Annotated in this window: 19 protein-coding genes; 1 reads left to right on the top strand and 18 read right to left on the bottom strand. The window is 53.6% G+C overall.

Annotation, left to right across the window (positions count from 1 at the left end; all coding sequences use genetic code 11):
- Positions 1-129 precede the first annotated feature (129 nt).
- The 15 genes from hisD to ACK8P7_RS08630 form a co-directional block, all read right to left on the bottom strand.
- A complete protein-coding gene (hisD, locus tag ACK8P7_RS08700) occupies positions 130-1,809 on the bottom strand; it encodes a histidinol dehydrogenase (protein WP_410043817.1) in 1,680 nt (559 codons plus the stop codon).
- Positions 1,806-3,014 (bottom strand): ATP phosphoribosyltransferase regulatory subunit, encoded by a 1,209-nt coding sequence (locus tag ACK8P7_RS08695; protein WP_410043816.1) that lies wholly within the window; start codon positions 3,012-3,014, stop codon positions 1,806-1,808. The genes hisD and ACK8P7_RS08695 overlap by 4 nt, the downstream gene beginning before the upstream one ends.
- Positions 3,015-3,187: 173 nt before the next feature.
- Positions 3,188-3,796, bottom strand: a complete 609-nt coding sequence (gene hisB, locus ACK8P7_RS08690; RefSeq protein WP_410043815.1) for an imidazoleglycerol-phosphate dehydratase HisB — start codon at positions 3,794-3,796, stop codon at positions 3,188-3,190.
- A gap of 79 nt (positions 3,797-3,875) precedes the next feature.
- Positions 3,876-4,967, bottom strand: a complete 1,092-nt coding sequence (hisC, locus tag ACK8P7_RS08685; protein ID WP_410043814.1) for a histidinol-phosphate transaminase — start codon at positions 4,965-4,967, stop codon at positions 3,876-3,878.
- 280 nt (positions 4,968-5,247) lie between these two features.
- The gene (locus ACK8P7_RS08680; RefSeq protein WP_410043813.1) at positions 5,248-6,702 is read right to left on the bottom strand and encodes a nicotinate phosphoribosyltransferase; all 1,455 of its coding nucleotides are present in this window, start codon (positions 6,700-6,702) and stop codon (positions 5,248-5,250) included.
- 284 nt (positions 6,703-6,986) lie between these two features.
- Positions 6,987-8,684, bottom strand: coding sequence for an AAA family ATPase (locus tag ACK8P7_RS08675; RefSeq protein WP_410043812.1), 1,698 nt, complete (start codon positions 8,682-8,684; stop codon positions 6,987-6,989).
- A gap of 136 nt (positions 8,685-8,820) precedes the next feature.
- Positions 8,821-9,495, bottom strand: a complete 675-nt coding sequence (locus ACK8P7_RS08670) for an HD domain-containing protein (RefSeq protein ID WP_410043811.1) — start codon at positions 9,493-9,495, stop codon at positions 8,821-8,823.
- A 132-nt stretch (positions 9,496-9,627) separates the two neighbouring features.
- A complete protein-coding gene (locus tag ACK8P7_RS08665) occupies positions 9,628-15,642 on the bottom strand; it encodes a prepilin-type N-terminal cleavage/methylation domain-containing protein (RefSeq protein WP_410043810.1) in 6,015 nt (2,004 codons plus the stop codon).
- Positions 15,643-15,904: 262 nt separating this feature from the next.
- Positions 15,905-16,648, bottom strand: coding sequence for a type II secretion system protein J (locus ACK8P7_RS08660; RefSeq protein ID WP_410043809.1), 744 nt, complete (start codon positions 16,646-16,648; stop codon positions 15,905-15,907).
- Between the two features lie 23 nt (positions 16,649-16,671).
- Complete coding sequence (locus ACK8P7_RS08655) at positions 16,672-17,070, bottom strand: hypothetical protein (protein ID WP_410043808.1); 399 nt, start codon at positions 17,068-17,070, stop codon at positions 16,672-16,674.
- The gene (locus ACK8P7_RS08650; protein ID WP_410043807.1) at positions 17,060-18,073 is read right to left on the bottom strand and encodes a hypothetical protein; all 1,014 of its coding nucleotides are present in this window, start codon (positions 18,071-18,073) and stop codon (positions 17,060-17,062) included. Before ACK8P7_RS08650 ends, ACK8P7_RS08655 begins: the two co-directional genes overlap by 11 nt.
- Positions 18,074-18,190: 117 nt before the next feature.
- Positions 18,191-18,910: a hypothetical protein gene (locus tag ACK8P7_RS08645; protein WP_410043806.1), complete on the bottom strand. Its 720-nt coding sequence runs from the start codon at positions 18,908-18,910 to the stop codon at positions 18,191-18,193.
- 11 nt (positions 18,911-18,921) lie between these two features.
- Complete coding sequence (locus ACK8P7_RS08640; protein WP_410043805.1) at positions 18,922-19,977, bottom strand: hypothetical protein; 1,056 nt, start codon at positions 19,975-19,977, stop codon at positions 18,922-18,924.
- Positions 19,974-21,035, bottom strand: coding sequence for a pilus assembly protein PilM (gene pilM, locus ACK8P7_RS08635; protein ID WP_410043804.1), 1,062 nt, complete (start codon positions 21,033-21,035; stop codon positions 19,974-19,976). The genes ACK8P7_RS08640 and pilM overlap by 4 nt, the downstream gene beginning before the upstream one ends.
- Before the next feature lie 30 nt (positions 21,036-21,065).
- Positions 21,066-22,031, bottom strand: a complete 966-nt coding sequence (locus ACK8P7_RS08630) for a prepilin peptidase (protein ID WP_410043803.1) — start codon at positions 22,029-22,031, stop codon at positions 21,066-21,068.
- Positions 22,032-22,328: 297 nt separating this feature from the next.
- On the opposite strand from ACK8P7_RS08630, the gene ACK8P7_RS08625 reads away from it, so the two are divergent.
- On the top strand, positions 22,329-23,645 hold the full coding sequence (locus ACK8P7_RS08625; protein ID WP_410043802.1) for an MATE family efflux transporter: 1,317 nt from the start codon (positions 22,329-22,331) through the stop codon (positions 23,643-23,645).
- A gap of 261 nt (positions 23,646-23,906) precedes the next feature.
- Here ACK8P7_RS08625 and ACK8P7_RS08620 read toward each other — a convergent pair whose 3' ends face one another.
- From ACK8P7_RS08620 to ACK8P7_RS08610, 3 genes are all read right to left on the bottom strand, one after another.
- Positions 23,907-24,608: a hypothetical protein gene (locus ACK8P7_RS08620; protein ID WP_410043801.1), complete on the bottom strand. Its 702-nt coding sequence runs from the start codon at positions 24,606-24,608 to the stop codon at positions 23,907-23,909.
- A 194-nt stretch (positions 24,609-24,802) separates the two neighbouring features.
- On the bottom strand, positions 24,803-25,687 hold the full coding sequence (locus ACK8P7_RS08615; protein ID WP_410043800.1) for an N-acetyltransferase family protein: 885 nt from the start codon (positions 25,685-25,687) through the stop codon (positions 24,803-24,805).
- A gap of 105 nt (positions 25,688-25,792) precedes the next feature.
- On the bottom strand, positions 25,793-26,407 hold the full coding sequence (locus ACK8P7_RS08610) for an HD domain-containing protein (RefSeq protein ID WP_410043799.1): 615 nt from the start codon (positions 26,405-26,407) through the stop codon (positions 25,793-25,795).
- Between the last annotated feature and the right edge of the window lie 44 nt (positions 26,408-26,451).

Raw genomic sequence — 26,451 nt, 5'->3', positions numbered from 1 at the left:
ATAGTGCCGGACTGTCGGTATCCGTTCCTTCGGAACAGGGGTACATTTGAACCGTAATATTCAGCGAAAAATCTGCAGGATTGGAGCAGAACCTGCCTGAATCCCGGTCTGCCTTATGAAAAATCCGACTCAATCCCGGTCTTCTTTCCCGAAGCGGATGTCCACAGCACGGGCGTGGGCGGTGAGCCCTTCCTTATTCGCGAACATGGAGATCTTATCGTAGTCCTGTTCGAGGGCGTCCTTCGTGTAGTAGCTGTACTGCATCTTCTTCACGAAGTCGTCGACACCGAGCGGGCTGTAGAAGCGTGCCGTCCCGGAGGTCGGCAGCGTGTGGTTCGGGCCAGCGAAGTAGTCACCGGTTGGCTCGGCATTGTAACGGCCGAGGAAGACGGAGCCGGCGTTCTTGATGAGCGGCAGGTAGTCAAACGGCTGGTCTACGCACACCTCCATGTGCTCCGGAGCGATGCGGTTCGCCGCGTCGATACCCTCACGGAGGTCATGGGCGACGATGATCTTTCCGTTGTGATCGATGGACGCCCGCGCGATCTCCTCCCGCTTCAGCTGCGCGAGCTGTACTTCGAGTTCCTGCTGCACCGCCTCGGCGAGCGCCATGGAATCCGTGATGAGCACCGCCGACGCATTCTTATCGTGCTCTGCCTGGCTCAGCAGATCCGCCGCCACGAAGCGCGGATCCGACTTGCCGTCCGCGAGCACCAGCACCTCCGACGGACCGGCGATCATATCGATCCCGACCTGTCCGAACACCTGCTTCTTCGCCTCGGCGACGAAGGCATTGCCCGGACCCACGATCTTATCGACGCGTGGAATCGACGCCGTGCCATATGCAAGCGCCGCCACCGCCTGCGCGCCACCGACCTTGAAGATCCGGCCCACGCCTGCGACATGCGCCGCCGCCAGGATGTACGGATTGACCGAGCCCTCCTTGTTCGGTGGGGTCACCATGACGATCTCCTCGACGCCCGCGATCTTCGCCGGAATCGCATCCATCAGCACCGTCGATGGATATGCCGCCGTGCCGCCCGGCACATAGAGGCCGACCTTCTCGAGTGGGATCACCCGCTGCCCGAGGATCACGCCCGGCTTGTCCGCCATGATGAAGCTGTTCCGCACCTGTTTACTGTGGAAGGCACGGATATTGGCCGCCGCCTCCTCGAGCACCGCGATGAAGCCCGGCTCCACCTTCGCGAGACCGTCCCGTAAGCGCATGATCTCGTCATGCTTGAACTGGTAGCTTACCTTATTACAGATGAGGCGCGCACTGATCGGCACGACCTCCGTCAGCACCTCGAGGTCGTTCTCCCGAAGTGTGTTGCCCGTCTCGACGATATCGAAGATGACATCGCTGAGGCCCAGGATCGGCGCGATCTCGATCGAACCGTTCAGCTTGATGATGTCGATGTCGCGACCGATGGACTCGTAGTAGCGGCTCGCCACATGCGCAAACTTCGTCGCGACCCGGAGCGTCCGCTCCTCGTTATCATAGAAATCCTTCGGGCCCGCCACGCACATGCGGCACTTGCCGAAGCCGAGGTCCAGCAGCTCGTACACATCCGGCTCGTACTCGAGGAGGATGTCCGCACCGCAGACGCCGATGTCTGCCGCGCCACGCTCGACGTAGATCTCGACATCCGACGGCTTCACCCAGAAGTAGCGGATGCCCTTCTCCGGATTCTCGAAGGTGAGCTTCCGGTTCTTCTCGAGGATCGCCGGACAGTCGAAGCCGGCCTTCGCCATCATCGAGTAAGTCTTATCGCCGAGGCGGCCTTTCGCCAGTGCTACATTGATCATTTTAAGCCGCTCCCTTCTCCGATGTGGTTTTTCATTTCACCGGTCCGCATGGTCGATGCTTCCACGCCCGGCACAGCATCACATGCTGCGCCTAAGACCGCGCCATCCGAAACTGTATCCTCGCGCGTCGCCAGCACCTCCGCGTCACTGAGGCGCAGTGTCTGCCGCGCGGTGATCTTATGCTCGACGCGCGCCTGCTCCTCTATCCGGAGACTCCGCACCCGGAGGCCGCGCGCACTGAGCGCCCGCATGACCGCCGCCACCCGCGTCGCTTCGTCGCCCGCCGCATAGAGCACGAGCACATCGACGTCGGCATCCCGGCGCTTTGGACTATAGTTTGCGACGGTATCAAGGTCGAGGGCGAAGCCGATCGCGCCGACCTTCTTCCCCATCTTCTCCGGGAGACGATCATAGCGTCCACCCGACAGCACGGTGAATGGGATCTCCTCGACCGCACCCTGGAAGATCAGTCCGTTGTAATAATCCATGGAGTTCACCAGGGAGAAATCGAGATAGACGTACTGGAGCACACCGAAGGCCTCGAGGATATCACAGAGCTTCGCGAGGTGATCTGCCATCTGGGCAGAAGCATTGGAAATCGCAAAGGAGTGAAGCTCGGCAGCCCCCTCCCGGAACGGCCGGTACAGATCCGCGAGCGACTTCAGCGTCCGCGCACTCGCCTCCGTGAGCTTCCCCTCGCGCACCAGCGCATCGAAGCCCGCCGTGTTCTTCATCGAGAAGAGACGCAGCGCCTCCGCGATGGTGCTGTCCGTGAGGCCCATCGTCGCGAACATCTCCTGCAGGAAGGCCGCATCCGACACGCGGATCACGAAGCGCTCCCCGATCAGCTTCAGCGACTCCGCCGCGAGCGCGATCACCTCGGCCTCCGAATACGCGTCGATCTGTCCGATGCACTCGATGCCCGACTGCAGGATCTCGCGGTAGTGACTGTCCTTCGGACGGTAGACCGTCTCGTTGTAGTAGACCTTTTCCTCCCCGCCGAGGTTCGACTTGATGATGCTGAGCGTCACATCCGGCTTCAGCGCCAGCAACGAACCATCGAGGTCCGTGAAGGTGATCAGCTGACTGGACTTCAGAAAATCCCGGTTGTCCGCGTAGAGATCATAAGGCTCAAATTTCGTCATCTTGAACTTCCGGTAGCCGAAGTGCTCGTAAAGCTCATTCAGTTTCTGTTCCGTCATCATGTTCATCCTTCCTGCACCGCCCCCATGCGTCCCCTGTGCAGTTGTATCGTGTGGCCAATGCCTCGTCCGCTGCGTAGTCATCGCCCTTGTATCGTGTGGCCAATGCCTCGCTCGCTACGCAGTCATCGCCCGGTCATCCAGTGCAGCGCAGCCATCACTTTGCCTCGATCACATCACTCCCCGGTCGGGCTCGCGAGTACGCCCTTCGTGCTCGGGATATCGTTTGCGAAGCGCGTGTCGATCTCGACCGCCTCCCGCAGCACATGCGCGAGGCCCTTGAAGCAGCCCTCCGCGATGTGATGGCTGTTCTCGCCCGCGAGCTCCCGAATATGCAGTGTGATACCGGCGTTCAGCGCGAAGGCCTGGAAGAACTCCACCACGAGCTCCGTATCGAAGCTGCCGATCTTCTCCGTCTTAAACGGAATTTCACCATAGAAGCCGCCACGGCCGCTGATGTCCACCGCCACGAGGATGAGCGCCTCATCCATCGGCAGCGTCATGCTCGCATAGCGCCGAATCCCCTTCCGGTCGCCGAGCGCCTCCGACATCGCCTGCCCGAGCGTGATGCCGATATCCTCCACACTATGATGATCGTCGACCCAGGTATCCCCCTCGCAGGTGAGATTCATCTGAATCCCCGAGTGCCGGCTGAACAGCGTCATCATATGATCGAAGAAACCGATCCCCGTCTTGATCTCCGACTCCTTGCCATCCCCATCGAGGTCCAGCCACAGCTGCACATCCGTCTCATTCGTCACCCGATTGATCTCTGCTACTCTCATAAGTACTCCCTATTCTTAATGGGGTCAGACCTCATTAAATTTTCTTAATAGGGTCAGACCCCATTAAATTTTTATAAACTCAGAACGTGAGGATGTCCCGCACGGTCTCGATAAACTGCGCCATCTCCTCCTCGTAGCCGATGCTGATGCGGTTGAAATTCGTGATCTTCGGATCATCGAAGTGGCGCACCAGCACGCCGTTATCCTTCAGGCGGAGGTAGAGCTCCTTACCGGAGATCGCCGGGCTCTCTGCGAAGAGGAAATTCGTCTGGCTCTCCAGCACATGGAAGCCGAGCTTCTCCAGCTCTGTCCGCGTCCATGCACGATTCGCCCGGATCTTCGCACAGTTCGCCTCGAAGTACGCCGTATCCCGGAGCGCCTCCACCGCACACTTCATCGAGATGCGGTTCACGTTGTACGGGTTGTTCGAATTCCGGAGCGTCTCCATGTCCTGAATCAGTGCCGCATCACCGATCGCGAAGCCGACCCGCGCGCCCGCCATGCTTCGGGACTTCGAGAAGGTCTGCGTCACGAGCAGGTTCTTATACTTCTTTGTGAGCGGCACCGCACTGATCGCCTGGTCCGCGAAATCCACATAGGCCTCGTCGATCATCACGACGTGGTCTGCATTCGCCTCACAGAGCGCAGCGATCGCGTCGAGTGAAATCGGAATTCCGGTCGGCGCGTTCGGGTTCGGGATCACGATGTTTTTCCCGATACCTGCATGACCCCCGTCCGGCGTCTCCGGCCCGAGATAATCCGCGAGGTCGATCGTGAAGTCCGCCCGCAGCGGCTTCACCTCCGTCGTCACCTGATTCAGCTGCGCGATCACCTTATAGAAGCTGTAGGTGATGTCCGGAAATGCGAAGCCGTCCTCGCCGAAGGCCATAAACGCGTAGTTCAGGCACTCATCCGAGCCGTTGCCAATGAATACATCAGACACGTCCACCTGAAAGCTTTCGCTGAGCTGCGCCTTCAGCGGCTTCAGCTCCGGGTCCGAGTAGAGCCGGAGGTCCATCGCCTCGGAGGCATTGACCGCCGCGATCACCCCCGGCGCCGGCGGAAACGGCGACTCGTTCGTGTTTAACTTGATGTACTTCTTATCCTGCGGCTGCTCGCCCGGCGTGTACGGCGTCAGCGTACGGTATGCACTGCTTAAAAATCTGGACATCTCGAACCTCCCGATGGTTTCCTATAAGTATACAACATGACCGAAAATCCCGATATAACAATTGATGATAGGAGTCGTCACTACACTTTATTATAGTAGCACAGTAAAGTGCCATAGTGAGATGATATAAAACGAAGCTACACATGTCAAGAAAAAAATGAGGACCGGCGTTCCCTCCGGCCCTGAACTTTATGGGGTCTGACCCCCTTACGATCGCCTTAAGACTTTCGTAATGATTTCTTAATGGGGTCAGACCCCATTAAATTTTTATAAACTCAGCTCACTTCGTCGCCTGCGCTGCCTTCAGCAGCTCCATCTTCATCTGGTAGTACGCCGGGCTCATGTCGAGGTAGTGCGTGTGCGGATTCTCGAGTCGCTGCTCCTCCGGCCAGATCTCCCGCTCGAGCTGCTGCTTCACGTAGCTCCGCACCTGCTCGATGGATGGGGACGGCTTCGTCCGCCGCCCGTCGACCATGACGGTCTCCTGCAGCTCGCGCACCGTGCAGTCCGTGAAAGCCATCGACTTCCACGGCTTCTCCGGATCCACATACGGGATCGGCTGCGATGGATCCGGCACCTCGTCCGCCATCGTGATCAGGTCCGCGACCGCGTAGCCATCTGGATTATAGACACGCCATACGCGCTTCTGCCCCGGATTCGTGATCTTCTCGAAGGTCTCGGACACCTTGATCTTCGGTAAGCAGACCTTATCCCTGTTCACCGCCACCAGCTTATACACCGCGCCGAACACCGGATCGCTCTTCGCCGTGATCAGCCGCTCGCCGACACCGAAGGAATCGATGCACGCGCCCTGCTCGAGCAGCGAGTGGATCGTAAACTCATCGAGGCTGTTCGACGCCACGATGATGCAGTCCTCGAGTCCCGCCGCGTCGAGCATCTTCCGTGCCTTCTTCGACAGGTACGCGAGGTCACCGGAATCGAGCCGGATGCCCTTCAGCCGCTTCCCCATCGGCATCAGCACCTCCTTCGCCACACGGATCGCATTCGGTACGCCGGACGCCAGCACATCGTAGGTGTCGACGAGCAGCACCGAATTATCCGGATAGATCTCCGCGAAGCGCTTAAACGCCGTGTACTCGTCATCGTGGTACATCACCCAGCTGTGCGCCATCGTCCCGCTCACCGGGATGCCGAACATCTCCCCGGCCAGCATCGTCGCCGTACTTGCGGCACCGCCAATGTAGGCGGCCCGGGCACCATACACCGCGGCGTCAACATTGTGCGCCCGACGCGCGCCGAAGTCCGCCACCAGCCGGCCCTCTGCCGAGCGGACGATGCGGTTCGTCTTCGTCGCGATGAGGGACTGGTGATTCACCTGCGCAAGAATCGCTGTCTCCACCAGCTGCGCGTCGATGAGCGGCGCCTCCACCGTGAGGATCGGCTCATTCGGATACATGATGCTGCCCTCCGGCAGCGCCCGCACGGTGCCACGGAAGCGAAAATCCCGCAGCCAGTCGAGGAAATCCTCCGCATAGATATGAAGCGAGCGAAGGTACGCGATATCCGCATCATCGAAGTGCATCCCCTCGAGGTAGTCCAGCACCTGCTCGAGCCCCGCGAAGATCGCGAAGCCCGCACCATCCGGATTCTTCCGGTAGAACACGTCGAAGGTCACCAGGTCCTCCGCCCCCGGATCCTGGAAATAACCGTTCGCCATCGTCATCTCATAGAGATCCATCATCATGGAAATATTCCGCTGATCACTCTGATTCATGTCAAATCCTTTCTCTTTGCCAGTTCAGCTCTGTCCTCATCATATAAAAACTGCCCCGTTTTTACAACAGTAGCCCTCCTCGTTTGCCCCGTTTTTCGCAAAAATATCGCCACATAGTGCCCCGTTTTTGCAACCGCAGTTCTCCCCGTTTGCCCCGTTTTTTGCAAAAATATCGCCACATAGTGCCCCGTTTTCATATTTACGGTATCAAAAAACCGGAGTGAACATCACCCCGGCTTCATAACTATAGAGGGAGTCCGTCCCCTTTCTTTCGTCTCAGCATCTCACAGTTTTTCACTGATTGCACAGCACCGTTTCTTACAGAAGGCGATCCCATACAGCCGGATACTCTTCCGATCATCATTCAGAAGATACTCCTGATAACGACGGTCCCGAATCTGATCAAGGGCCTTCTGAGACGCCGCCTTCAACTCGTCAAAGTTCTTCGTATACTTTAGTTCCACGACGATCCCCGCATCCGGATCATCCGTTTCCACGATGATATCTGCAAATCCTTCTCCAGCTTCAACGTTTGACTTCACAAGCCAGTCTGCATTTCCGGTAAGGATCCCGACGAGAAGGTTATGATAGGAGCTTTCCTTTTCTTCCTTTCTTGCTTTCGTATCGAAAACACTGATGGAATTACTGAGTATCCGGTTCAGGTACTGCTCGACACCTTCGGTATCTCCTTCTTCAAAAGCTTTCCAGAATGCAGTCAGGCGCTCTGTATTACTGAAGATGGATTTCTTAAACCATTCGTTGATTTGAAGTCTGAAGACTTCGCGCACTTCCCGATTCGGAATAATCAGGCGATAAGCGCCATCCTTCGGTCTTCCAGTTTGTGTTAAGTACCCCGTCGTAAAAAGTACACTCCAGAGATTCTCTATGCTCTGATCGATCTCTTCATACGTAAGTTCCAGGCGAAGCTCCTTTTCGATGGCTTCCCCGTTGATCAGACGTTCGATCTCACTCTTCGTTGTTTTATTCGCTTTATCGATAAAGCGCTTCACGAGGTCGTTTCCGCTCGTATTGATCCAGTACGCTTCCGGCCTTGCCTCTCGATCATCCTTCGCGCGGTCCACAAAGTTTACAACATCCCATGGACAGTAAACATCTGCATTTCCGAAGTGATAGCCGTCGTACCACTCCTTCACTTCTGCAAAACGATCTTCCATCTGATAATCAGAAAGTAACGTCCGCACCTCCGTATCTGTAAATCCAAATTGTTCATCGAAGCGTGTATCGGTGATCGATAGAATTTTAAAGTTGTTGAGACCGGTAAAGATACTTTCCTTCGAAACGCGGAGGCAACCTGTCAGGACAGCGAACGCAAGCGAGTCATTTGTTTTTAAGACTTCGCCTAACAGCCCACGTATAAAGTGGACCATTTCTCTGTAATAGCCATACTGAAATGCCTTATCGAGCGGTACATCGTACTCATCGATGAGAATGACCACCTTTTTACCGTACTGCTTATACAGGAGATCAGACAATGTTTTGATGGAGGATATGATGATATCCACCTCTTCAGGCTGGTCCTTCATTTCAAGAAGCTCACGGTACTTTTTTTTATCAATATCGAGCAGCCGCTGGCTGTCCTTCAACACATAGAATCGCTCTGCTTCTCTTTTGATCAACTGAATGCATCTCCGTCTGGCTTCCGAAAAACTTAAACCCTCCACGCCCTTTAAAGACAGGAAAATAACCGGGTACTGCCCCAGATGCTGTTTACACAGATCCTGATTTTTCGAAATATAGAGTCCATCAAACAGTGACGAATCCGTACCGATCTCGAAAAAACTCTTCAGCATACTCATATTCAGGGTCTTACCAAAGCGACGCGGACGCGTGAACAGACTTACCTTTCCGAGACTGTCAAACAGCTGCTCAATCAGTTTTGTTTTATCGATATAGTAATACTGGTTTCTTCGAATCTCTTCAAAATTTTCGATCCCCACCGGAAGTTTTAATCTATTTTCCATAAAATCCTCCCGTTTTCATGCCATCAGAACCTCTGTTTTCTTTTATTGTCTCATATTTTTTCTGAAAAATAAAGAGAAAGAAATATCCCCGGAAAAATTCATGGCCTGCCACCGGTCTCCCGACGCAGGCCATATCTCACAGCAACGTCTGCTCGTTAATGATGAGATGGAAATCCATCCCGAGGAAATTCGCCGCCTTCTTGCACAGCAGCATCCGCTCCATGAAAATCTCGAAGTACTCGCCGATCTCGCCATAGTGCGTGTCAATGCTCAGCTTCAGCTTGATCGCACTCTGCTCCTTGTTGATCTTCAGCTTCGAGTCCGTCACCGAGTAGTTCACCCGGTCATGGATGTCGAACTTATGCTCATCCGGCTCCTGCACACGGCTCCGCCGCACATCCGACTTATCCGCCAGGATCAGCGCCGCCGCGATCGCGCTCACGGGCTGTCCGTTACCCTCATCGTGGTTGCCGATCGCACAGATGATCGGGGCAATGTCTTCGGCCGCTACGTTCATGCGGTTCAGAATGCTAAACGCCATCAGCGCACCAGACTGCGAGTGATCCACTCGGTTAACGATATTTCCGAGATCATGCATCCACGCCGCGGTCAGCGCCAGATCCACCGTGTGCTCATCGAAGCCCAGCTTCTCCAGAATATACGCCGTCCGCTCACATACCACGCCCACATGCGCGAAGCTGTGCTCAGTGAAATGCAGCGCCTTCATCGACTTGTTCTGCTCCCCGATGTAGGTCGTCACAGCATGATCCGCCTTCACCTGGGAAAATAAAGGAAAATTTGTTGTGTCCATATACGTCTCCATTTTCATTAACAATGCAATACAACCACTCGTTCTTGATATTATGTTTACCTTTTGAAATTCGCCTATTTGCTTTGAAAAAATTGATTATATTCTTGATCTTGCATTTAAAAAATGTACTATTCACGAAACTAGTTCAAATGTAACCTTTTCATTAACATTGGTTATCTTATATGTGGTTCCTAAGCTATTTTTTATGAAAACAGCATTTCCATTTTTCAAGTCATCAAGTTTCAAATTTGTAAAGCGATAAACATAATAATCTCTTCCCCAATAGTGTAATATTGCTCCCTCCATCGGATCATTATTATTTCCTTCCGCAGTGAAAGACTGATAATTTTTACCATCGGTAGAAAAACTAAATACACTGTTTACAGCATTTCGATCCGTCAAGGTTGTAATAAGTCCAAAACCCTTTGATTCAATTTTCACATTGCTTCTTGACATATGGCCGATAAATGTATACCCATCATAACAAGTGAATTCTGCCTCCGCACTGTAATCATTGTCACGCTTGGTCCGCTTAAAATACATAAATTTTCCATCCAGACTTACAGATGGCCAGTCACCATAGTACGTAATCGGATTTCCTTCAACCTCCCAATCCGTCGTCCAGTTCTTATACGGATACGCATGACCATTCAGCGTTTCATCATAATTATACGTATGATCCGCAGTTGTCAGATCAGATGAATCCGCACTGCCAAGAATCCTTTCCGGAGTGTTAATGATGTTAGCAGTCTTGGGGTTCGATGGTTCTTTTCCGATAATATTTGTATTTTGGTCATTAAAGCAATTCAAATAATAAGCCGAATTAAATGTCACCTTATTAGATGAATCAATTTCGCCGATATATCCACCAGAGATTGTTCCAGCAACATGCCCCATAGAATAGCAATTATTCACCGTTATTTGAGTGCCAATGTTCCTTGCGTAACCAATAATCCCTCCCGCTTGATAGCCAGCCAGTACAGAACCTGTGCTAAAGCAGTACATGAAGTTTATGTTTACATCCATGGTGGATCCTACAAAACCTCCAGCCGATATAGCCCCCATTATATTCGCATAATCACTCATCTGGTCTGGATTTGAAACATCAAAAGATTTTTTCAAAACATATGAGCCATTCTGTGTTCGGCCTGCGTAATACGAATTCGATATCGTTACTGGCTTTGTATAGCTATATCCCGTAGCTTGCATGGCACCAATGAATCCGCCAGCATGCATTCCTCGCGATTGAATAGGTGCAGAAACTGCTGCATTTTTAATTGAAATATCAACATTGTCGAAAGTTCCACATACGCCAATCAAGCCTCCGGACTCATTACGTCCATCGATTATTGTATTCTTACCAATAACCTTTACATTTTGCAGATCTGTATTTCCGGCAGTAATACCAGCCAGACCACCTGCAGAATTCTCAGTTCCAGTTATTTGTGTATTTTCCACGACGCCTCTATCAACTTTGATTGATCCATCGGCACGGCCTATAAAGCCACCAACTTTATCATTCGTCGAAGTAATCATACTTTCTCGTACATTTGAATCCCGTACAGTAACTGTTCTATTTAAATCATTCGATTGATCATATTGACCAATAAAGCCTCCTGTACACCCATAACCAGTAATATTAGACTCCTTAATACTTGTATCTGTGATATTTGTAATCTGATTTGTATATCCTATTAAACCTCCCACAACGCTTTGCATCGACTTAATCGTGCTGGAATTTTGAACATTCGAGTTTTCTATCGTAACAGTTGCGTTTGAAACTCTTCCTATAAAACCTCCCGTAGCCTGAGAACCTGTTATCTCGCATTGATCAAGTGTTATCTGGTCTATGGTAATTGGAATATATTGCTCTACATTACCGATCAAACCACCTGCATAGCTTACACTTGATGTAATCTTCACCTGCTCTAGATTTACATTCTTGATTACTGCATCTTTTCCTGCATTTCCTATAATTCCTCCTGCAGCTTCATTACCTGCGACGATCATCTTATAAAGCTTTACACTATCATTTACTTTATTGGATTGATTCTCTTTGTCATTTACTTTAATCGTAACATATTCAGAAGAGCCAACTAAGCCACCGGCATAACCTTCGCTTGAAGCGATGATAGTGTTCACTGGAGCAAAATTTTCCAGCTCTACATTGCAAGCAGCATAACCGATAATACCACCTGCTGATTTCTTAGCATTGATATTTGCAGTGTACAGCTTCTGTGTAAGACTGTTTTTCTGTTCTTTTATGCCCGCTCCATAATACTGACAATCCTTGATGACAGGCTTTGCGCCCAAACCAGCAATATATCCAAAGAATCCTCCAGCTCCGCCTTTATCCTCCGTACTATCCGATGTCACAAAGGCCGTAACATTAACTGTATCAAGTGTTAAACCACCACACCCCTCCATATAGCCTATTAACCCACCGGCATTTTTCGCGGCAATAACTTCCGTATTCTGGCTTGCTACGGACACATTCCTTATAGTAAAGCTACTATTCTTCGAATACCCGACCAGTCCACCTGCATAATTTCCATCATTTCCATTTATTTCCTTTGAAATAACAGTAATATTGTCAATGTTCGAATTCGTTATGTTTGCCTCGTTTTCCAGGCGTCCAATTAATCCTCCGCTTTCCTCTTTTCCCTGAACTATTGTCTTTCCTGTAATATGAACATTATCAATAACTGTCTTTCCTTGTGCATAGCCAATTAAGACACCAGCTTTGAATTTTTGAGATGTAATTGAAGCATTCTCCATCGTGAGGTTTTTAATTGTCAGCTCATTTCCACGTTGGGCAAATAAGCCAGCGGCGATTTGATCTCCAGTTTCATTCACTTTCAATCCGCTGATTTTAAAATCACTGCCATTATAATATTTAAGTCCATCAAAATACGCAAATGGCTTAAAGCATGAATCAGTTGTTAATTGTCTACCATTACCCCAAATGGCAATATCCGAACTATTTTCTGGATGCAGTTCTTCCTGAATGCTCATTGTAAATGCATCTTTATTTAAAATGTCACCAGTCCAATAAATATTATCCGTTTGAATGGCGCCAGTGATCTTAATCTTGAATCCACTTGTCTCGCCAGAGACCTCTGAAGTCAGATTCTGTAAATGTCTAGAATTGTCTATCTGAGCATAGAATCCGCCATCACTGGCACCGGGAATAAGCCCCCATGAATTATCCTTCATGGCTAAAGCTGTGTTAACTTTATGAACAGCATCAATTTTTCTATTATTATGTTCATCATTCTTGTTCAGCGATGAAGGTACTGAAGAACCATAGATACTATTTGTTAACTGCTCGTTTTTCGCATCAAACTCCGCCACCCAATACGGGTTCTGGTATTGAATATGGATACACTTTGCCGGTGCCACATTCAGTGTGATATCTTCTCCAGGCCATAGACTATTAGTGCACACATTAAGAAAATTACCACCATTTTTCGTAATATCATCAAGACAAAATTCAAGAATCAAACTTTTAGAGCCATTGTTCTTTGAAGTCTTTAGAGTACACACTTCAGAAACAACTGGATTCCATTCATATACTTTTGCCTCATTAACTGATCTGCGAACGGTTACACTATTGTTTTTATTAATATATATTAAAAAGTAGGCATCTTGTTTTGAACTGTTTCCATGAACCTTTAATTCATAATACGTATCGTCCTGTATTTTTTCTATTCCTGTGTCAATATTTACCAGAAGGCGATTTCCGTTATCAACTTCAAATCCTGCTTCTCCTGCTTTCTGTACTACCCAATCCCCGACATGTTCTTTAATAAACCACGGGAGATCGGTATCATTCACGCTTGCATCCTCTTCACACAGGTTCCGTACAGTGCACAGTGGATAGCTGGTTTTATCCATTTTTGGATGCACTGTTTCTTTATTCTTGAGGACCAGTTTCCGGTCATATGGTGTGGCCTGGCGGTGCGCCTGGCCCTGCGCGAGCTCGGCACACACGAGTTCTTCCTTCGTAGCATCTACGCCATTATGCGGGCCAAGGGCATAATAATACTTCTTCGTACTGCCATCCTTTTCCGTCTTCGCTGGAATACTTAACGTTCCAGTTCCGGCGAATGATCCGGAACACTTATTACTATCAGAATAACTTGAAGAATACACTGACGTCGTCGCATAGACGTTATCCATTTGAACTTGATTTGTGGTTACTCCAATAAAGCCACCGGCATTGCCGCTCGCCTGAACATTATATCTTCCTGGGCCTTCAAGAACCGGCTTATTTGTTGTTGCATCCGTCGTGCTGTACGCGCCATCCCTGGTATGCCCACCGGCATAGCTCTGCACGATGGTGGAGTCAGCTGACGCGCCACTCACACTTCCGATGAATCCGCCGGCGGCACTTCCGCCTTTTACATAAACGGCGGCGGCTGAGTTCTTGACATCGAGCTTACCACCACTCACCAGACCGATGAGTCCACCGGCGTTCTCGCTTGCCGTTACTTCTACGCTCGAATCCTTGGTCTCATCATAGGTATCCTCGTGATAGTACGCGAGGACGCCATCCACGGTCAGGTTCTTCGCCGTCTCGCCGACCAGCATGCCCGCGTTCTTGACATTCGTCCCCGATACACGATTATTCCGCAGAATCAGATCACTGACGGACAGTGATGCATTCGCCGCACCGCTCGCCGGATCTGCAACCTGCCCAAAGATACCGGCAGCTGTATGATCTTGCTGAGCGCCAATGCTTACATCATGGATCTCATGCTGATTGCCGTGATAAACGAGCGGGTAGTTGACATCAATGGCTGCGAAGGTAGCTTCCTGCCCCATTCCATAAATTGCTGAACCACGAAGATTTTCGAAGTGATTTCCGCCCGCGGAGCCGCTCGTACTCATCGAGAACATCGTGATATCGTTTTTCTGTTCCGCGGTGATGTTCACTACCTTGGAGCTGCCACTCGTCGTTCCGTTTCCGAGCGTAGCTGTAAAGCCAGAGACATTGGCACCGAGGTTCTCGAGATGACGCAGATTTCGGATATAGACCGTCGTATTTCCAGCATCCTTCGTTTCGTTCACATCGCCGAACAGACTGCTGACGGTGTATTTCGCGGATTCCTTCGGTGTCGCGAAGCCCGTTGTGGAGCTGACACGTGCACTGATCTCGATGTTCTCACCCGGGATGAATGCAGTACCTGTAGTTGGCTTAAAGCGCCCAGACAAAATGATATTTACAAAGCGATATGAGCCATCATCCCCTGTGATATCGTCAAGGGTGACATCAAAGGTGCCGGTACCGGTATGTCTGCTACGTTCGAGTATGCGCTGTGCGACTGTACCACTCTGCACACCACGAATGATTAAAGTAACATTATCTGTACCTGCCGTTTTATCTGTATCACTCACGATAACATGCAGCTTATTCTCGTTCTTCACTTCCAGCTTCGGTGCTTCGAGTGTTTCGGTCGGGATGGCTGCGCTGCCTGCCGTACCGGTGTAGCAGCCGACGATAGCGGTGACGCCGCCCTTCTGATAGCTCTTGCGTGCCGATTTGTCATTGTACAATGTTGGAAGAGCTTTCACGTCGTCATCACCGAAATTGACCACCGCTGCATTGCCGAAGGAGGCATTGCCCGCGCCGGAATAGAGGACAGCGACGACGGAAGCGGATTTCAGCTCATAGACGATGGCATAGTTTCCGCCGGTGGCGACCGTTTCATCGAGCGCACCGAACGGCAGCATCATCTGAAGGATCGCACCACTGCCCGAGGGCGTACAGCTCTCGATGCCGCTCGTCACATTATGAATCACATAATAGTATTCACCGCTGGTGGTATCACCTGCATACGCCGAGACCAGGGATGGGTCCAGCTTCGTGCCGATCGTCGAGTCCGTCGTGTCGGTCGCACTCTTCGCTTTTTCCGCGAGGCGGTCGAGGTCCCCGGAGGCCTTCGCGACGCTGAGGTGATTCTGCGCGGCGATGAAGATTTCCTTCGCAGTGCCGTCCATCTCCATCAGTCGGAGATTCTTCTGGTACTGCACCACCGAAACGAAGGTGACACCCGCGAGGATGAGGAGGATCGCGACGGTGACCAGCACCTCCGCCAGCGTGAAGCCTTTTCTGTCAAGTCTTTTCTTTATTGCATTTGTCATTGAAGTCTGTTCCATTCCGTGTTTTATATTGAACGCATCGCAGTGATGCGGTCGCATACGTTTTCCACTTTATTTTAAGTTATTTTCTTCTAATTACAATCAAAAGAAGCCGAAATGCAAGATTTTACCAGAATTTCACTGATGCTTTACTTCCATAGAAAAAGGATGCCCGATTTCTTTCCTCCATCCTGCATCGGTCGTTTATCGCCATTAGAAAAGGATGCCTGATTTCATTCAGACATCCTGTATCGATTGTTTATAATTATTTGCCGTTCACGAGGAGAACCTTGAAGCTGGCGTGCGCCTGCACGGTATCGGTGCGTGTGTCCTTCGCGACGAGATTTGTCACGGTGATGACCTTCGTTGCCGGATCCCAGGAAAAGCCGCTGCCATCGCCATCAAAACATACACAGAGGTCGCTGGTGATCGCGCTGTCGCTGAGGAGCGGCAGGGTCGTGCTGCTGGTTCCGGTCCCGTCACCTGTGGTATAGGTCAATGTAAATCCCCGGTTCGCTGTACCCGTTCCGTTTGTGCCATTGCCCCCACCCGTCGTGCCGGCATCTGCTGCGCCCCCGGTCGTTCCATTCGTACCGCCGGCTGTTACATCGACTCCGGTCGTTCCATTCGTACCACCGGCTGCTGTGCTTGGGTCGATCGCCGCTGCGCCCGATGCGGTGCCCGGATTCAGCGTGATCGTCTGCTCGCCGCTGTTCAGATTCTTAAAAACGATCGTCTGGCTGTTTCCGAAACCTGTTCCTGTCTCAGAACCATTTCCTACGCTCTCCGGATCCGCAAACGCGAGCTGATCCTTCATCAGGGTGATGGTGGTGGTCAATGCTGTCTGCGCGTTGGCATGTGCGACGACTTTACGGTACACCCGCTGTACAGTTGCGGCACCGGTCGTGATGATGATGCCGACGAAGCCCATGATGAGCACCGTGGCGAGCATCTCCGTGAGCGAGAAGCCCTCCCGCTTATTCAGTTTATGAAGGAGTTTCTGCTTCATCTGTTCTGCTCCATCCACTTCCATCAGTTCTGTGATTTGTATTCTGCGATCGCGAAACGCTCGATGCCGCTCGTGCTGGTGCCAGTGTTCGTCGGCTGATTTGTGGCATAATCAACATAGATCTGTCCATTTGCGTGCTTATAGCTAATACCATAAGACAGCTCACCATTTGCCGGCTTGATGGTTACCTTGTTGTCAGTTCCGCCTGTCGTACCACCGGTGGCCATCGCCTCTTCCATCTTCGTTTCGCCGTCATAATAGGCGTCCATGATACTCTCGCTCTTCTGCAGTATGCGCTGAGACGAGGTGATCATGCTGGCGAAGAGGATCATTGCAGCTGCGGCGATCAGAACGGATACCAGGGTTTCGGTGATGGTTTCACCCTTTTTACTTTTCAGTTTGTTCTTCAACTTACCAGACATCTTTACTCGTATCCTTCGTGATCTGCGGGTTTCCCCATGTGACATAGCTGTGACGCGTTACGGAAGTGCTTTCCGTGCTTTCCGTGCTTGTCGTTGTATCTCCTGCTGTGTTGCTTTCTGTGGTCGTGTTTTCAGTTCCTTCCTCGGATGTTCCGCTCGAGCTGTCTGCCTGTACAGCGCCTTCCTTCGCATCCAGTGTGAGCATTAGGCGATATTCATTGCCCTGCTTTTTCGCACCGGCGTCCAGGTGGTTTTTGATATAGGCCTTGATATTTCCCTGCCCGTTCATGACGATACGGACATCGACTGGAAGGGAGCTGGCGGCACTCTCTTCAAGAGTAAATCCCTCCAGCGATGCCGTCATGGTGAAGCTGTCGGTATACACACGATCGGTTCCATTCATCAGTGGCGATGCGAAGGCCTCCTGCGAATCTGAATACTCCTGAGCGGACTCACTCAGTTCCTTCTTCGAGATATAACTGTCGGAACCGTTCAGCGTTTTATAAACATTCGTGAGTGAACCGCTTCGTTTCTGCGCTGCACCCGCTTCATTCTTAGAAGTACACTTCAATGCAGCCAGAAGATATACGTTCCCTGTCGCATCTACAAATTCCAGCTTGTTCGTATGCTCGTCTTTTGTTCCATAAACAAATGTCGGATCGGAATAGGTATACGTGATTTTCGTTTCTTCGACGATCGTATCATCCGATGTGTCGTCTGGCGTGCCACCATTATCCGTCTTTGTCGTAACGGTCGTGGTTTTCATCTCCGTCTGCTTCACGCCGATCGTCTGTCCGTTGATTTCATCCCGGATCAGCTTCGCCGCTGAAACCACCGCGTAGTAGTTCTGGTCGCTGGCCTGTAGCTCACTTAAACGTCCGGTGCTGGTCGTGGCCGCGGCGAGGATGACGGAGCCGGCGGCTGCGCACATGATAAAGAAAAGGAGTGCAACGGTGAGGGTTGCGCCGCTTCGATCCTGTAATTTCCGCTGCACTGCTTTCATCGCTGCTCTCCTTTCTGTAAAGTTCTTCTGTTCACTTCTTCGATGCGCACACATTCCTTCACTTCTCCCGCCCGGCGATTTCTGTCCACCGACCGTCACCGAACACCTGAGCAGCACTTAGAATCCTGCGCCTGCGGCGATCGTATCTGCCGCATCACCGGCGAGGGACTCGGCCATGGTTTCCAGGCTGCTCTGTGCGAGGTCGAGCGAGGAATTACCGAGGCCGACAGAGCTGCTCTGCACCGCGCTGCCGTCACTCGTGGTGAGGCCGTTCGTGGTGGTCGCACCGTTCAGGGTCTCGTAGAAGGTGACGCTCATGCTGCCGCTGATCGTCGAGTTCTCGAGGTTCGCATACTGCTGCATCTTATCAGAATCCGCACTGACGCTGATGTCCGTGATGAGGCAGCGGTAGGCACAGTCATGCACCTGCTGGATGATCCGGCGCGCGATCTGATAGTTCGTCGCAGTGAAGCTGATATTGATCGTCCGACGCACAGCGTCATCCGTCGCCACCGGCTGCTCGAAGCTGAAATTGAAGCTCGTCGCCTGCGCGAAAATTGTATTGAGCGCGGCCGACTCGGCCTTCAGATTATCATAGGAAGCGACGATGCCGTTCACTTCCTTCTGTCCGTTTTCGATATCCTCCTGCATCTGCTTGATGATGGCGGATTTCTGCTGCTCCATCTCCATCTGCTGCTCGAGCACCGTCGTGTCCGCCGCCGCGATGCGTTCCTGCACCGGAAGCCGCACGAAGCGGTAGTACACGAGCCCCAGCAGGATCATCACCAGTACGAGAAGAAGGACTTTCTCACGTTTCGTAAAAGCTCTGTTTAACATTCTGTCCTCCCTCAGCCTAACGGGCTTCCGCCCTGGATCGTGATGCTGCCGCCGGTAAACGGGTGTTCCGTCGGTGTGTCAATGTTGGCGGACTGCTGCTGTACGGCGACGGTCTGCGGCACGGCTGCGGTCGGCTGCGGTGCGGCGGCCTGCGCTGCCTGTGTCGCCTGGCGCTTCGCCGCTTCCTCTGCGGCGCGCTGCGCTGCTGCACGCTCTGCCTTCGCCTGAGCGGCCTCGGCACTCGTGCTCCCGGTGCCTGCATTGGCCGAAGACGTGGTCGTGCTCAACGCCGCCTCGGTCTCACCGATCTGGTCCGGGCGTGCGTTCTGAATGCTCGGGATATAAGCGTTCTGGCCGGTTGCGGAGCCGTTCTCGCCGGCATCGAGGGCCTGATCGCCGGTCGCGGATACCTCACCGGAGTCGAGGGCTGCACGGACCTCCTCCGGGGTACGGAAGTAGATCGTCAGCTGACCGGTCACGAAGAGCGGCTGATCCGGGGTGCCATCCGCAGAGAGCGACAGCTTATCCTTGTCCTCGTCGGTCGCAGCGGTCTGGGCCGTCACGTAGCTCACGTACTCGGAGCCCTCGAGCGAGAGGATGATATCCGGGAGACGCTGCGCGTCGGTCACACCGACGGTGATCACGGCGATGTTGTCCTGGATCTGGATGGTCTGGATGCCACCCGCCGCATGCACACGCTCGTCGATGACGTTCAGCATAGTGACGCGGTCCTGACGGGAAAGCTCCTCGTCGTTGAGATAGCCGTTGCCGTAGTGGGAGTAGTCGGCACGCACACTCGCGTACTGGCTGTTCGCCTCCTTCATCTTCTCGAGGTTCTGCTCCATCCGGCTGTAGTTCGCCTCCGCGGCATCGGCACGCGCGAGCTGCGCTGCCACGCCGTAGCGGGAGAAGAAGTACAGGAAGATCATGAACAGTGCGAAGAGAACGAGCGTGAAGACGCGGTCCTGCGTGTCGTGCTCGCGGTACATGAGGTTGATGGTTTTCTTCGACGGGTACTTTCCGCTCCGGCCGATCTGCACTTTGCCTAGTTCTTTTAAGTTCGTCAAACCGGTACCTCCTGTCTCGCCAATGTCTCCTTGATTTCATCGTCACTGAGCGCGCGCACCTTCGCCTCCGGATCGAGCGCGACGCCGTAGCTCTGCGGGCTCAGGAGAAGCGCGGCCTCGAGGCCCGGCTCGGTATACGGCATCAGGTCGGTGAGTGGGCGCATCGGGAGGTTCATCGTCTCCTCGATGGTCGTGAGAAGCGCAGGATAGTTCGCGGCACCACCGCAGTAGTACAGGGTGTCGATCGTGTTGTTCGTGTTACTGTAGCTGTAGAAGTTCATCGCACGCATGATCTGTACGGCACTGCTCTCGTAGAGAGCCTCCATGTTCTCGTGCGCGAGAACGTCGTCCTGATTCGACTCGGCGGCGAGCTGGCCGATGTGGACATCGGTACCGCGGATCTCTGCAGCGATCTCCGCGATGCGTCGTGCGCCCGGCTCGAGCGGTCGAGTGACCTCGTAGACACTGTTTCGGAAGAAGTGGAGCTTGAAGCTGCGATCGCCCATGTCGAGAATCGCATAGTCCTTCGTATCCGGCACACGGAACAGGGCGTTATAGCGGCGGAGTACACGCTGGAAGCCAAGCACATCCGGCACGAGGCCGACGGCGTTCAGCTTCACATGCTTCGCGAGCGTCCGGTAGCGGTCGATCAGTTCACGGCTGCATGCCACCGCGAGGAGCTTCATCGTCTTCTCACCCTCCTCGATCACGGCATAGTCGTAGAAATACTTCTCGGTCGGCTCACTGATGTAATCATGGAACTCGAACGGAAGGTTCAGCTGGAGCTGCTTCACGGTCATGCGCGGCAGATCGACGACACGCATGTAGACGCCGCTCGACGGCAGGGTGAAGATGACATTCCGACAGTGGATGCCGTGGCTCCGAAACGTTTCCTTCAGAAAATCCGCCATCGCATCCCAGTACTGGACCATGCCGTCCTTCACGATATTATCCGGGAGCGTCTCGACGAAGACGTCCTTCAGCTCTCCCTTTACGATGTATGAAATCTTGATTCGGTAGTTTCCGATGTCGATACCGACGACTTTCGTGATTTTCATATATTCCTCATCTGTTATAGGCAAATTTTTTCACAATATGAGTCCAGTATACCACGCCACGAATTCACTTCCAAATAAAACAGAGAGGAAAACGGCGATGGAAATGGACGGGCCGAATGGAATCTTATCCTTTTTGAGCCCGAGCGCGATAAACAGCCCCACGAAGCAGCTGAGCATCAGGTTAAAAAGTGTCACACCCGGTCGCATATAGAGCCCAGTCATGAACAGCAGTTTGATATCTCCGCCACCGAGGCTCTCTTTTCCCGTGAGCTTATCGAAAACGAGCGAGATCAGCAGCATCAGGAAGCCGACGCCGAAGGCGCTGACGAGCCCCCACTTGAGATCCGTAAGGATCCACTGGGTGATCGGGATGTGGGTGGTGAAGACAGAGCCGGCACCGGCGGCGAGTGAAGCGCCGCCGGGCGAAAGCTCTGCCGCAGCCAGCATGATCCGGCCGAGCCCATCCTGGAGGCCGGGAGCATTGGCCAGCGGTAAACGTGCGCCTGTGATACTGAGCGCCTCGGTGAGACCCCGGCCCTGCGTGCACGCGATGAGCGGCAGGGTGAGGAGCCACCAGAGGATGCCCGCGACGTGGAAGCGATCCGGGATGAGGAGGGTCTTCTGGTCCACGAGACTGAGCCCCATCAGGATCACGAGAAGCCCGAGATAGCGAAGTGCCACGAAGGAGAGATCGAATTTATAGACGATCGCTGTGAAACCAAGCCCGAGCACGAGCTCCACCCAGGTCGACTCCGCGCTGAACTTCGCCCCGCAGTAGCGGCAACGGCCGCCCGAACGAAGATACGAGATGATCGGGATCAGATCGCCGGCCCCGAGCGCATGCCCGCAGACATCACAGTGCGAGCGGCCACGCGCGACCCGTTCATGATGCACGAGCCGCCACGCCACACAGTCGATATAGCTCCCGAATACCGCCCCGAACAGGAACGCGAGGATGAGGATGTAAAGCATGATAAGCGGCGTAGTCTGGTACATGAGGCCCCGTTTCTGAAATAATTCTGTATACATTAAAACCGAAGTGATTATAACATGCACCGGCGGATATATAACAGTTTTTTTGATGGATCACGACATAGATTTCTGATTTTTCGCTGTTTTGATACCGCATCGCGCCCTTGACTGTATAGTAGCTATATGGTTTAAACTAGAGTCAGCATAAAAAAGATAAGGAGTGCTTATCGAGGGCACGGCACTGTACCACTGGACCAGATTCGATGCGGTCCAGACAGACGCCGCGGAGAGCCCACGAAGAACACGATAAGCAGAAGAATGATGAACTGTTTTGAAAATAAGATGACCTACCCGCAATTCCTGAAGTATCTGATCCCGTCGGTGCTGACCATGATCTTTCTGTCCTTCTACACAACGATCGACGGCTACTTCGTCTCGAAATACGCAGGCTCCGACGCACTCGCGGGCATCAATATCGTGATTCCGGTGACCTGCGTCATCTTCGGAACCTCTGTGATGCTCGCCACCGGTGCGGGCGCCATCATTGGCGAAAAAATGGGACAGAAAAAGGACCACGAGGCGAATCAGATTTTCACCTTCATCACCCTGGTCCTGCTCGTCCTCGCGACTTTCTTTACGATTTTCGGTCTCGTCTTCCTGAAGCCGGTCTGCCGCTTCCTCGGCAGCAGTGAGCGTCTGCTCGCGCATGTCCTGCCGTACGCGAAGGTCATCTTCCTCGGCAGCATCCCGATGTCCTTCAAGCTGTTTTTCGAGTACCTCGTGCGGACCGACGGCAGTCCGAAGGTCGGGCTCTGGATGTCGATGACCGGCCTCGTGCTGAACGTCATCTTCGATTACATCCTCGTCGGCGTGTTCCGTCTGGGTACGTACGGCGCGGCCTGGGGCACCACCCTGTCGATCACCGTCAGCGCGCTGATCGGCCTTATCTACTTCCTCCGCTTCAGCCATATCCGCTTCTGCCGCACCCGGATGCACGCCGACGTGCTTGTGAAATCCTGCACGAACGGCAGCAGTGAGATGCTCACCGAGATGTCGACCGGCATCACGACCTTTCTGTTTAATATCATCATCCTCCAGCATTATGGTGAGGACGGGGTCGCGGCGGTCACGATCATCATGTATCTCTACTACTTCTTCATCGCGTTTTACATGGGCATCGCCGTGGCGGCCGCACCGATCGTGAGCTTTAACGTCGGCGCCGGAAATCCCGCGAAGATCCGGGAGACGCTGCGCTACAGCTTCCGGACCATCGCTCTCACCTCCGTGGTCGTCATTTCCATCTCGCTCGGCCTCGGGCAGCCGCTCATCCACCTCTTCGCCGGACCCGGTCACGTGTTTGACCTCACCTGGGAGGGGCTCCGGCTTTTCAGCCCGGTCTTCCTCTTCATCGGATGGAACGTCTTCCTCTCCGGCTACTTCACCGCCCTCGGAAACGGCTTCCTCTCCGCCCTGATCTCGACCCTCCGCTCGCTGATCTTCGTGGTGCTCTTCATCCTGCTCCTTCCGAAGCTCATCGGCGTGAACGGCATCTGGCTTACCATGCCATGCGCCGAAGCCGTCACCATCTTCATCTCCGCATACTGCTACCGGGCGCACGGCCGCGCCTACCTGGCATGAGGAGCAGATACAGCCAGAGCCCCGCAGGTCCGGCACCAGAAGCCATACGAAGAGGTCGTGAAGAATCAAAATTCTGCCCCTTAGAAGTACTTGGGGTATCTCTCCTTGGAACCCTCTGTCAACGCTGAGTTTTCATCAAGAAAACTCAGCGATTGCAGAGGGCCTAGTACTTCTTAGGGGCAGAATTTTAGAGTCTTCCGAGCTCGCAGTACTGTGCTCCTGGTGCCGGCCCTCCGGGACCCTGGTTGTTTCACATCCCGCTCAGTACTGCGAGTTCCAGAAGAGCGTTTCACCTTCCGGGGCGTCCTCGGCGATGTGCTCGCGCTCCTCGCCGGTGAGGGCCGCCTTCTCTTCCGCGGACATCATCGTATAGTCATAGTAGTAGAGCACCGGGCCGCGCCAGCGTACCATCGCGAGCTGCCCGTCCTGCGAGAAGCTGATGGCGAGGAACTGCGCGCCATCCGGATCACCGAGACCCGTCACGTTCTGACGGATGTTGTCGAAGAAGCTCCGGTTGTGTGTGACATCGTTGCTCGTGGTCGTCGTACCGTCATCGAGGCGGCCGATCGCCTTCCGGTAGCGCTCGTCGCCCCGGTTCGGCACGCCGCTGGCCCCCGTCTGCGCCTGCCGGTTCTGAAACGCCAGTGAACGCCCATAGCCCTTCAGGTCTACACGATCCTTCGCCGGGAAGTGATCCCGTGTATACACCTGCTTCGTCTCGGCATCATAGTAGTACACTACGGCCCCCGGTGCCCCGTCCATCAAGTACTGCGTCTTCGCGCAGGCCACTGCCTCATCGACTTCCTCGCAGTCGTAGGTCATCGCGATATCCTGCAGATGCCGCATATAGCCCTCTACCACAAACATCAGAAGCACCAGCGCGATCAGCACCATCAGGATATAGTGCACCGCCGCCAGGCCCCGGCGGTCACGAAGCCGCGCGCGGAATTCTGTCTGAATCATCTAAGCCTCTTTCCTTTTTACCTTTTTACTTTCTAAGTATACCGTCCGAAGAGACATACAACAACGGAATATTTCGGTTGAACCGAAATGTCTCTAGACTGATTTCGTTTGAAACGAAATGTTACTGTTCTTAGCGAAATGTATCGCAATTCATTTCGCTCGAAACGAAATTCCAGCAGAGTTAAGCGCTTCGTTTACCGCAAACAGCGTTCCACCACTTCCTCCGGCAGCTCCGGGAAGGAAATCATCGCCTCCGGTTTCGCCGGGTGCGGCGCGATCCACTTTTCCATCCAGATCATGTCGTACCAGCGGTCGAACTTATAGGCGCAGGCATGGAAGTGCCCGACGAGCTGATAGCCGAGGTGCGCATGGAAGTCCGGACTGTTCGTGTTCAGGTACGGATCTTCGCCAATGTCGACGCCGCTGTCTGCAGAGCCCTCCCGGAGGTCTTTTCGTGTCCGGTCAGCCGTGTTCGGGTCGCCGATGCCTATATGTGCATCCTGCAACCGATCGGCAGCTACTACTGTGTTCATCGTCCCCGGGTACGCGATGCAGGCATTCACGCTGATGATGTTCATCGCGCGGAGAATCGCCTCCAGCCGCTCGTACAGCTGCCGCCCGAGCCCGTGCTTCCGTGCACGCCGGTCGACGTAGATCGAGGTCTCCACGCTCCAGTCGTAGGCCGCGCGCTCATGCAGACGTCCGACATAGGCATAGCCAATGATGCGCTCGGAAGTCCTGTGTGTCCCGGTAACATCACCGGCACCAGCACCGGAAGCCGGCGCAGACGAAACCGAAGCGCCATCGACGTGCGCAGTGTCTGCATTGGCCTCTGCGCGGTCTATACACGAAACCGAAGCGCCATCGACATGCCCGGTGCCTGCATTGGCCTCCTGCTCCTCTACCGCGACGATGTACGGATAGGTCGCCAGCGTGTGCGCGATCCGCGCACGGAACGCCTCGACGCTCGGCACCTCATACTCGAAGGTGATCGCCGTCTCCTCGACATACGGCGCATAAATCGCCAGCAGCGCCTCCGCATCCTCCGGACGCGCCACACGAAATGTCCGTTCTCCCATGCTGTCTCCTCTCCTCGCTTCCCCGGGGTCTGACCCCATAAACTTGAGTTTAGAATCTGTTTAGAAAAATTTAATGGGGTCAGACCCCATAAACTCAGAAGCTGTTTAGCGCTCGTGCTTTTCGTCGCGATCATCCTTCAGGATCCCGCGGTCGGCGAAATCCTCCATGACAGCTCTTGAAAACGCTGCGAGTGCCTCGGAGCCGCGGGCGGTCTTCTGCTGCCGGCCCCACACAGTGTTGAACGACACACCGTGCGTCTTCCAGTCGTCGCCCTCGTTCGAGGCATTGAGCAGGAGCGGCTGGAGGTTGTCCATCGCATGCGCATACTTCGCCTCCGGCGTCTCGTAGGCCTCGAACTCCTCGAAGAGTGCCCGGAGCTCATCGCGCTGATCCGCCGGCAGCAGTGCGAAGATACGGTCCGCCGCCTTCTCCTCACGCTCCCTCTGCGTCTTCAGCCCCTCCTCGTCGTAGGCGTAGGTGTCGCCCGCGTCGATCTCCACGATATCATGGATCAGGCACATCATCATGACATGCGCGATGTCGACCTCGGTGTTGCTGTACTCGCGAAGCAGGTACGCCATGATGGCCATGTGCCACGCATGCTCCGCATCCCCCTCGCGACGCCCGTGATTTGTCAGATGCGTCTGCCGGTAGATTTCCTTCTCCTTATCGATCTCCAGGATGAACTCCCGTTGCTTCTCGAAACGTTCCTGATTCATTTACATTCCTTTCCTGCGTCTCTTTATGGGGTCTGACCCCATAA

It is taken from the genome of Oribacterium sp. P9, from assembly GCF_046365365.1.
Taxonomy (GTDB): Bacteria; Bacillota; Clostridia; order Lachnospirales; family Lachnospiraceae; genus Oribacterium.
Note: the sequence above shows the minus strand (reverse complement) of the source record. Positions and strands in the feature narration are given on the sequence as shown.

Excerpts from the sequence above, each read along its gene's own strand:
- ACK8P7_RS08610 (WP_410043799.1), bottom strand. The coding sequence starts at position 26,407 with ATGAATCAGGAACGTTTCGAGAAGCAACGGGAGTTCATCCTGGAGATC.
- ACK8P7_RS08695 (WP_410043816.1), bottom strand. The coding sequence starts at position 3,014 with ATGATGACGGAACAGAAACTGAATGAGCTTTACGAGCACTTCGGCTAC.
- ACK8P7_RS08645 (WP_410043806.1), bottom strand. The coding sequence starts at position 18,910 with ATGTTAAACAGAGCTTTTACGAAACGTGAGAAAGTCCTTCTTCTCGTA.
- ACK8P7_RS08625 (WP_410043802.1), top strand. The coding sequence starts at position 22,329 with ATGAACTGTTTTGAAAATAAGATGACCTACCCGCAATTCCTGAAGTAT.
- hisB (WP_410043815.1), bottom strand. The coding sequence starts at position 3,796 with ATGAGAGTAGCAGAGATCAATCGGGTGACGAATGAGACGGATGTGCAG.
- ACK8P7_RS08630 (WP_410043803.1), bottom strand. The coding sequence starts at position 22,031 with ATGTACCAGACTACGCCGCTTATCATGCTTTACATCCTCATCCTCGCG.
- hisD (WP_410043817.1), bottom strand. The coding sequence starts at position 1,809 with ATGATCAATGTAGCACTGGCGAAAGGCCGCCTCGGCGATAAGACTTAC.
- ACK8P7_RS08660 (WP_410043809.1), bottom strand. The coding sequence starts at position 16,648 with ATGAAGCAGAAACTCCTTCATAAACTGAATAAGCGGGAGGGCTTCTCG.
- ACK8P7_RS08680 (WP_410043813.1), bottom strand. The coding sequence starts at position 6,702 with ATGAATCAGAGTGATCAGCGGAATATTTCCATGATGATGGATCTCTAT.
- hisC (WP_410043814.1), bottom strand. The coding sequence starts at position 4,967 with ATGTCCAGATTTTTAAGCAGTGCATACCGTACGCTGACGCCGTACACG.
- ACK8P7_RS08670 (WP_410043811.1), bottom strand. The coding sequence starts at position 9,495 with ATGGACACAACAAATTTTCCTTTATTTTCCCAGGTGAAGGCGGATCAT.
- ACK8P7_RS08665 (WP_410043810.1), bottom strand. The coding sequence starts at position 15,642 with ATGACAAATGCAATAAAGAAAAGACTTGACAGAAAAGGCTTCACGCTG.
- ACK8P7_RS08620 (WP_410043801.1), bottom strand. The coding sequence starts at position 24,608 with ATGATTCAGACAGAATTCCGCGCGCGGCTTCGTGACCGCCGGGGCCTG.
- pilM (WP_410043804.1), bottom strand. The coding sequence starts at position 21,035 with ATGAAAATCACGAAAGTCGTCGGTATCGACATCGGAAACTACCGAATC.
- ACK8P7_RS08615 (WP_410043800.1), bottom strand. The coding sequence starts at position 25,687 with ATGGGAGAACGGACATTTCGTGTGGCGCGTCCGGAGGATGCGGAGGCG.
- ACK8P7_RS08675 (WP_410043812.1), bottom strand. The coding sequence starts at position 8,684 with ATGGAAAATAGATTAAAACTTCCGGTGGGGATCGAAAATTTTGAAGAG.
- ACK8P7_RS08655 (WP_410043808.1), bottom strand. The coding sequence starts at position 17,070 with ATGTCTGGTAAGTTGAAGAACAAACTGAAAAGTAAAAAGGGTGAAACC.
- ACK8P7_RS08650 (WP_410043807.1), bottom strand. The coding sequence starts at position 18,073 with ATGAAAGCAGTGCAGCGGAAATTACAGGATCGAAGCGGCGCAACCCTC.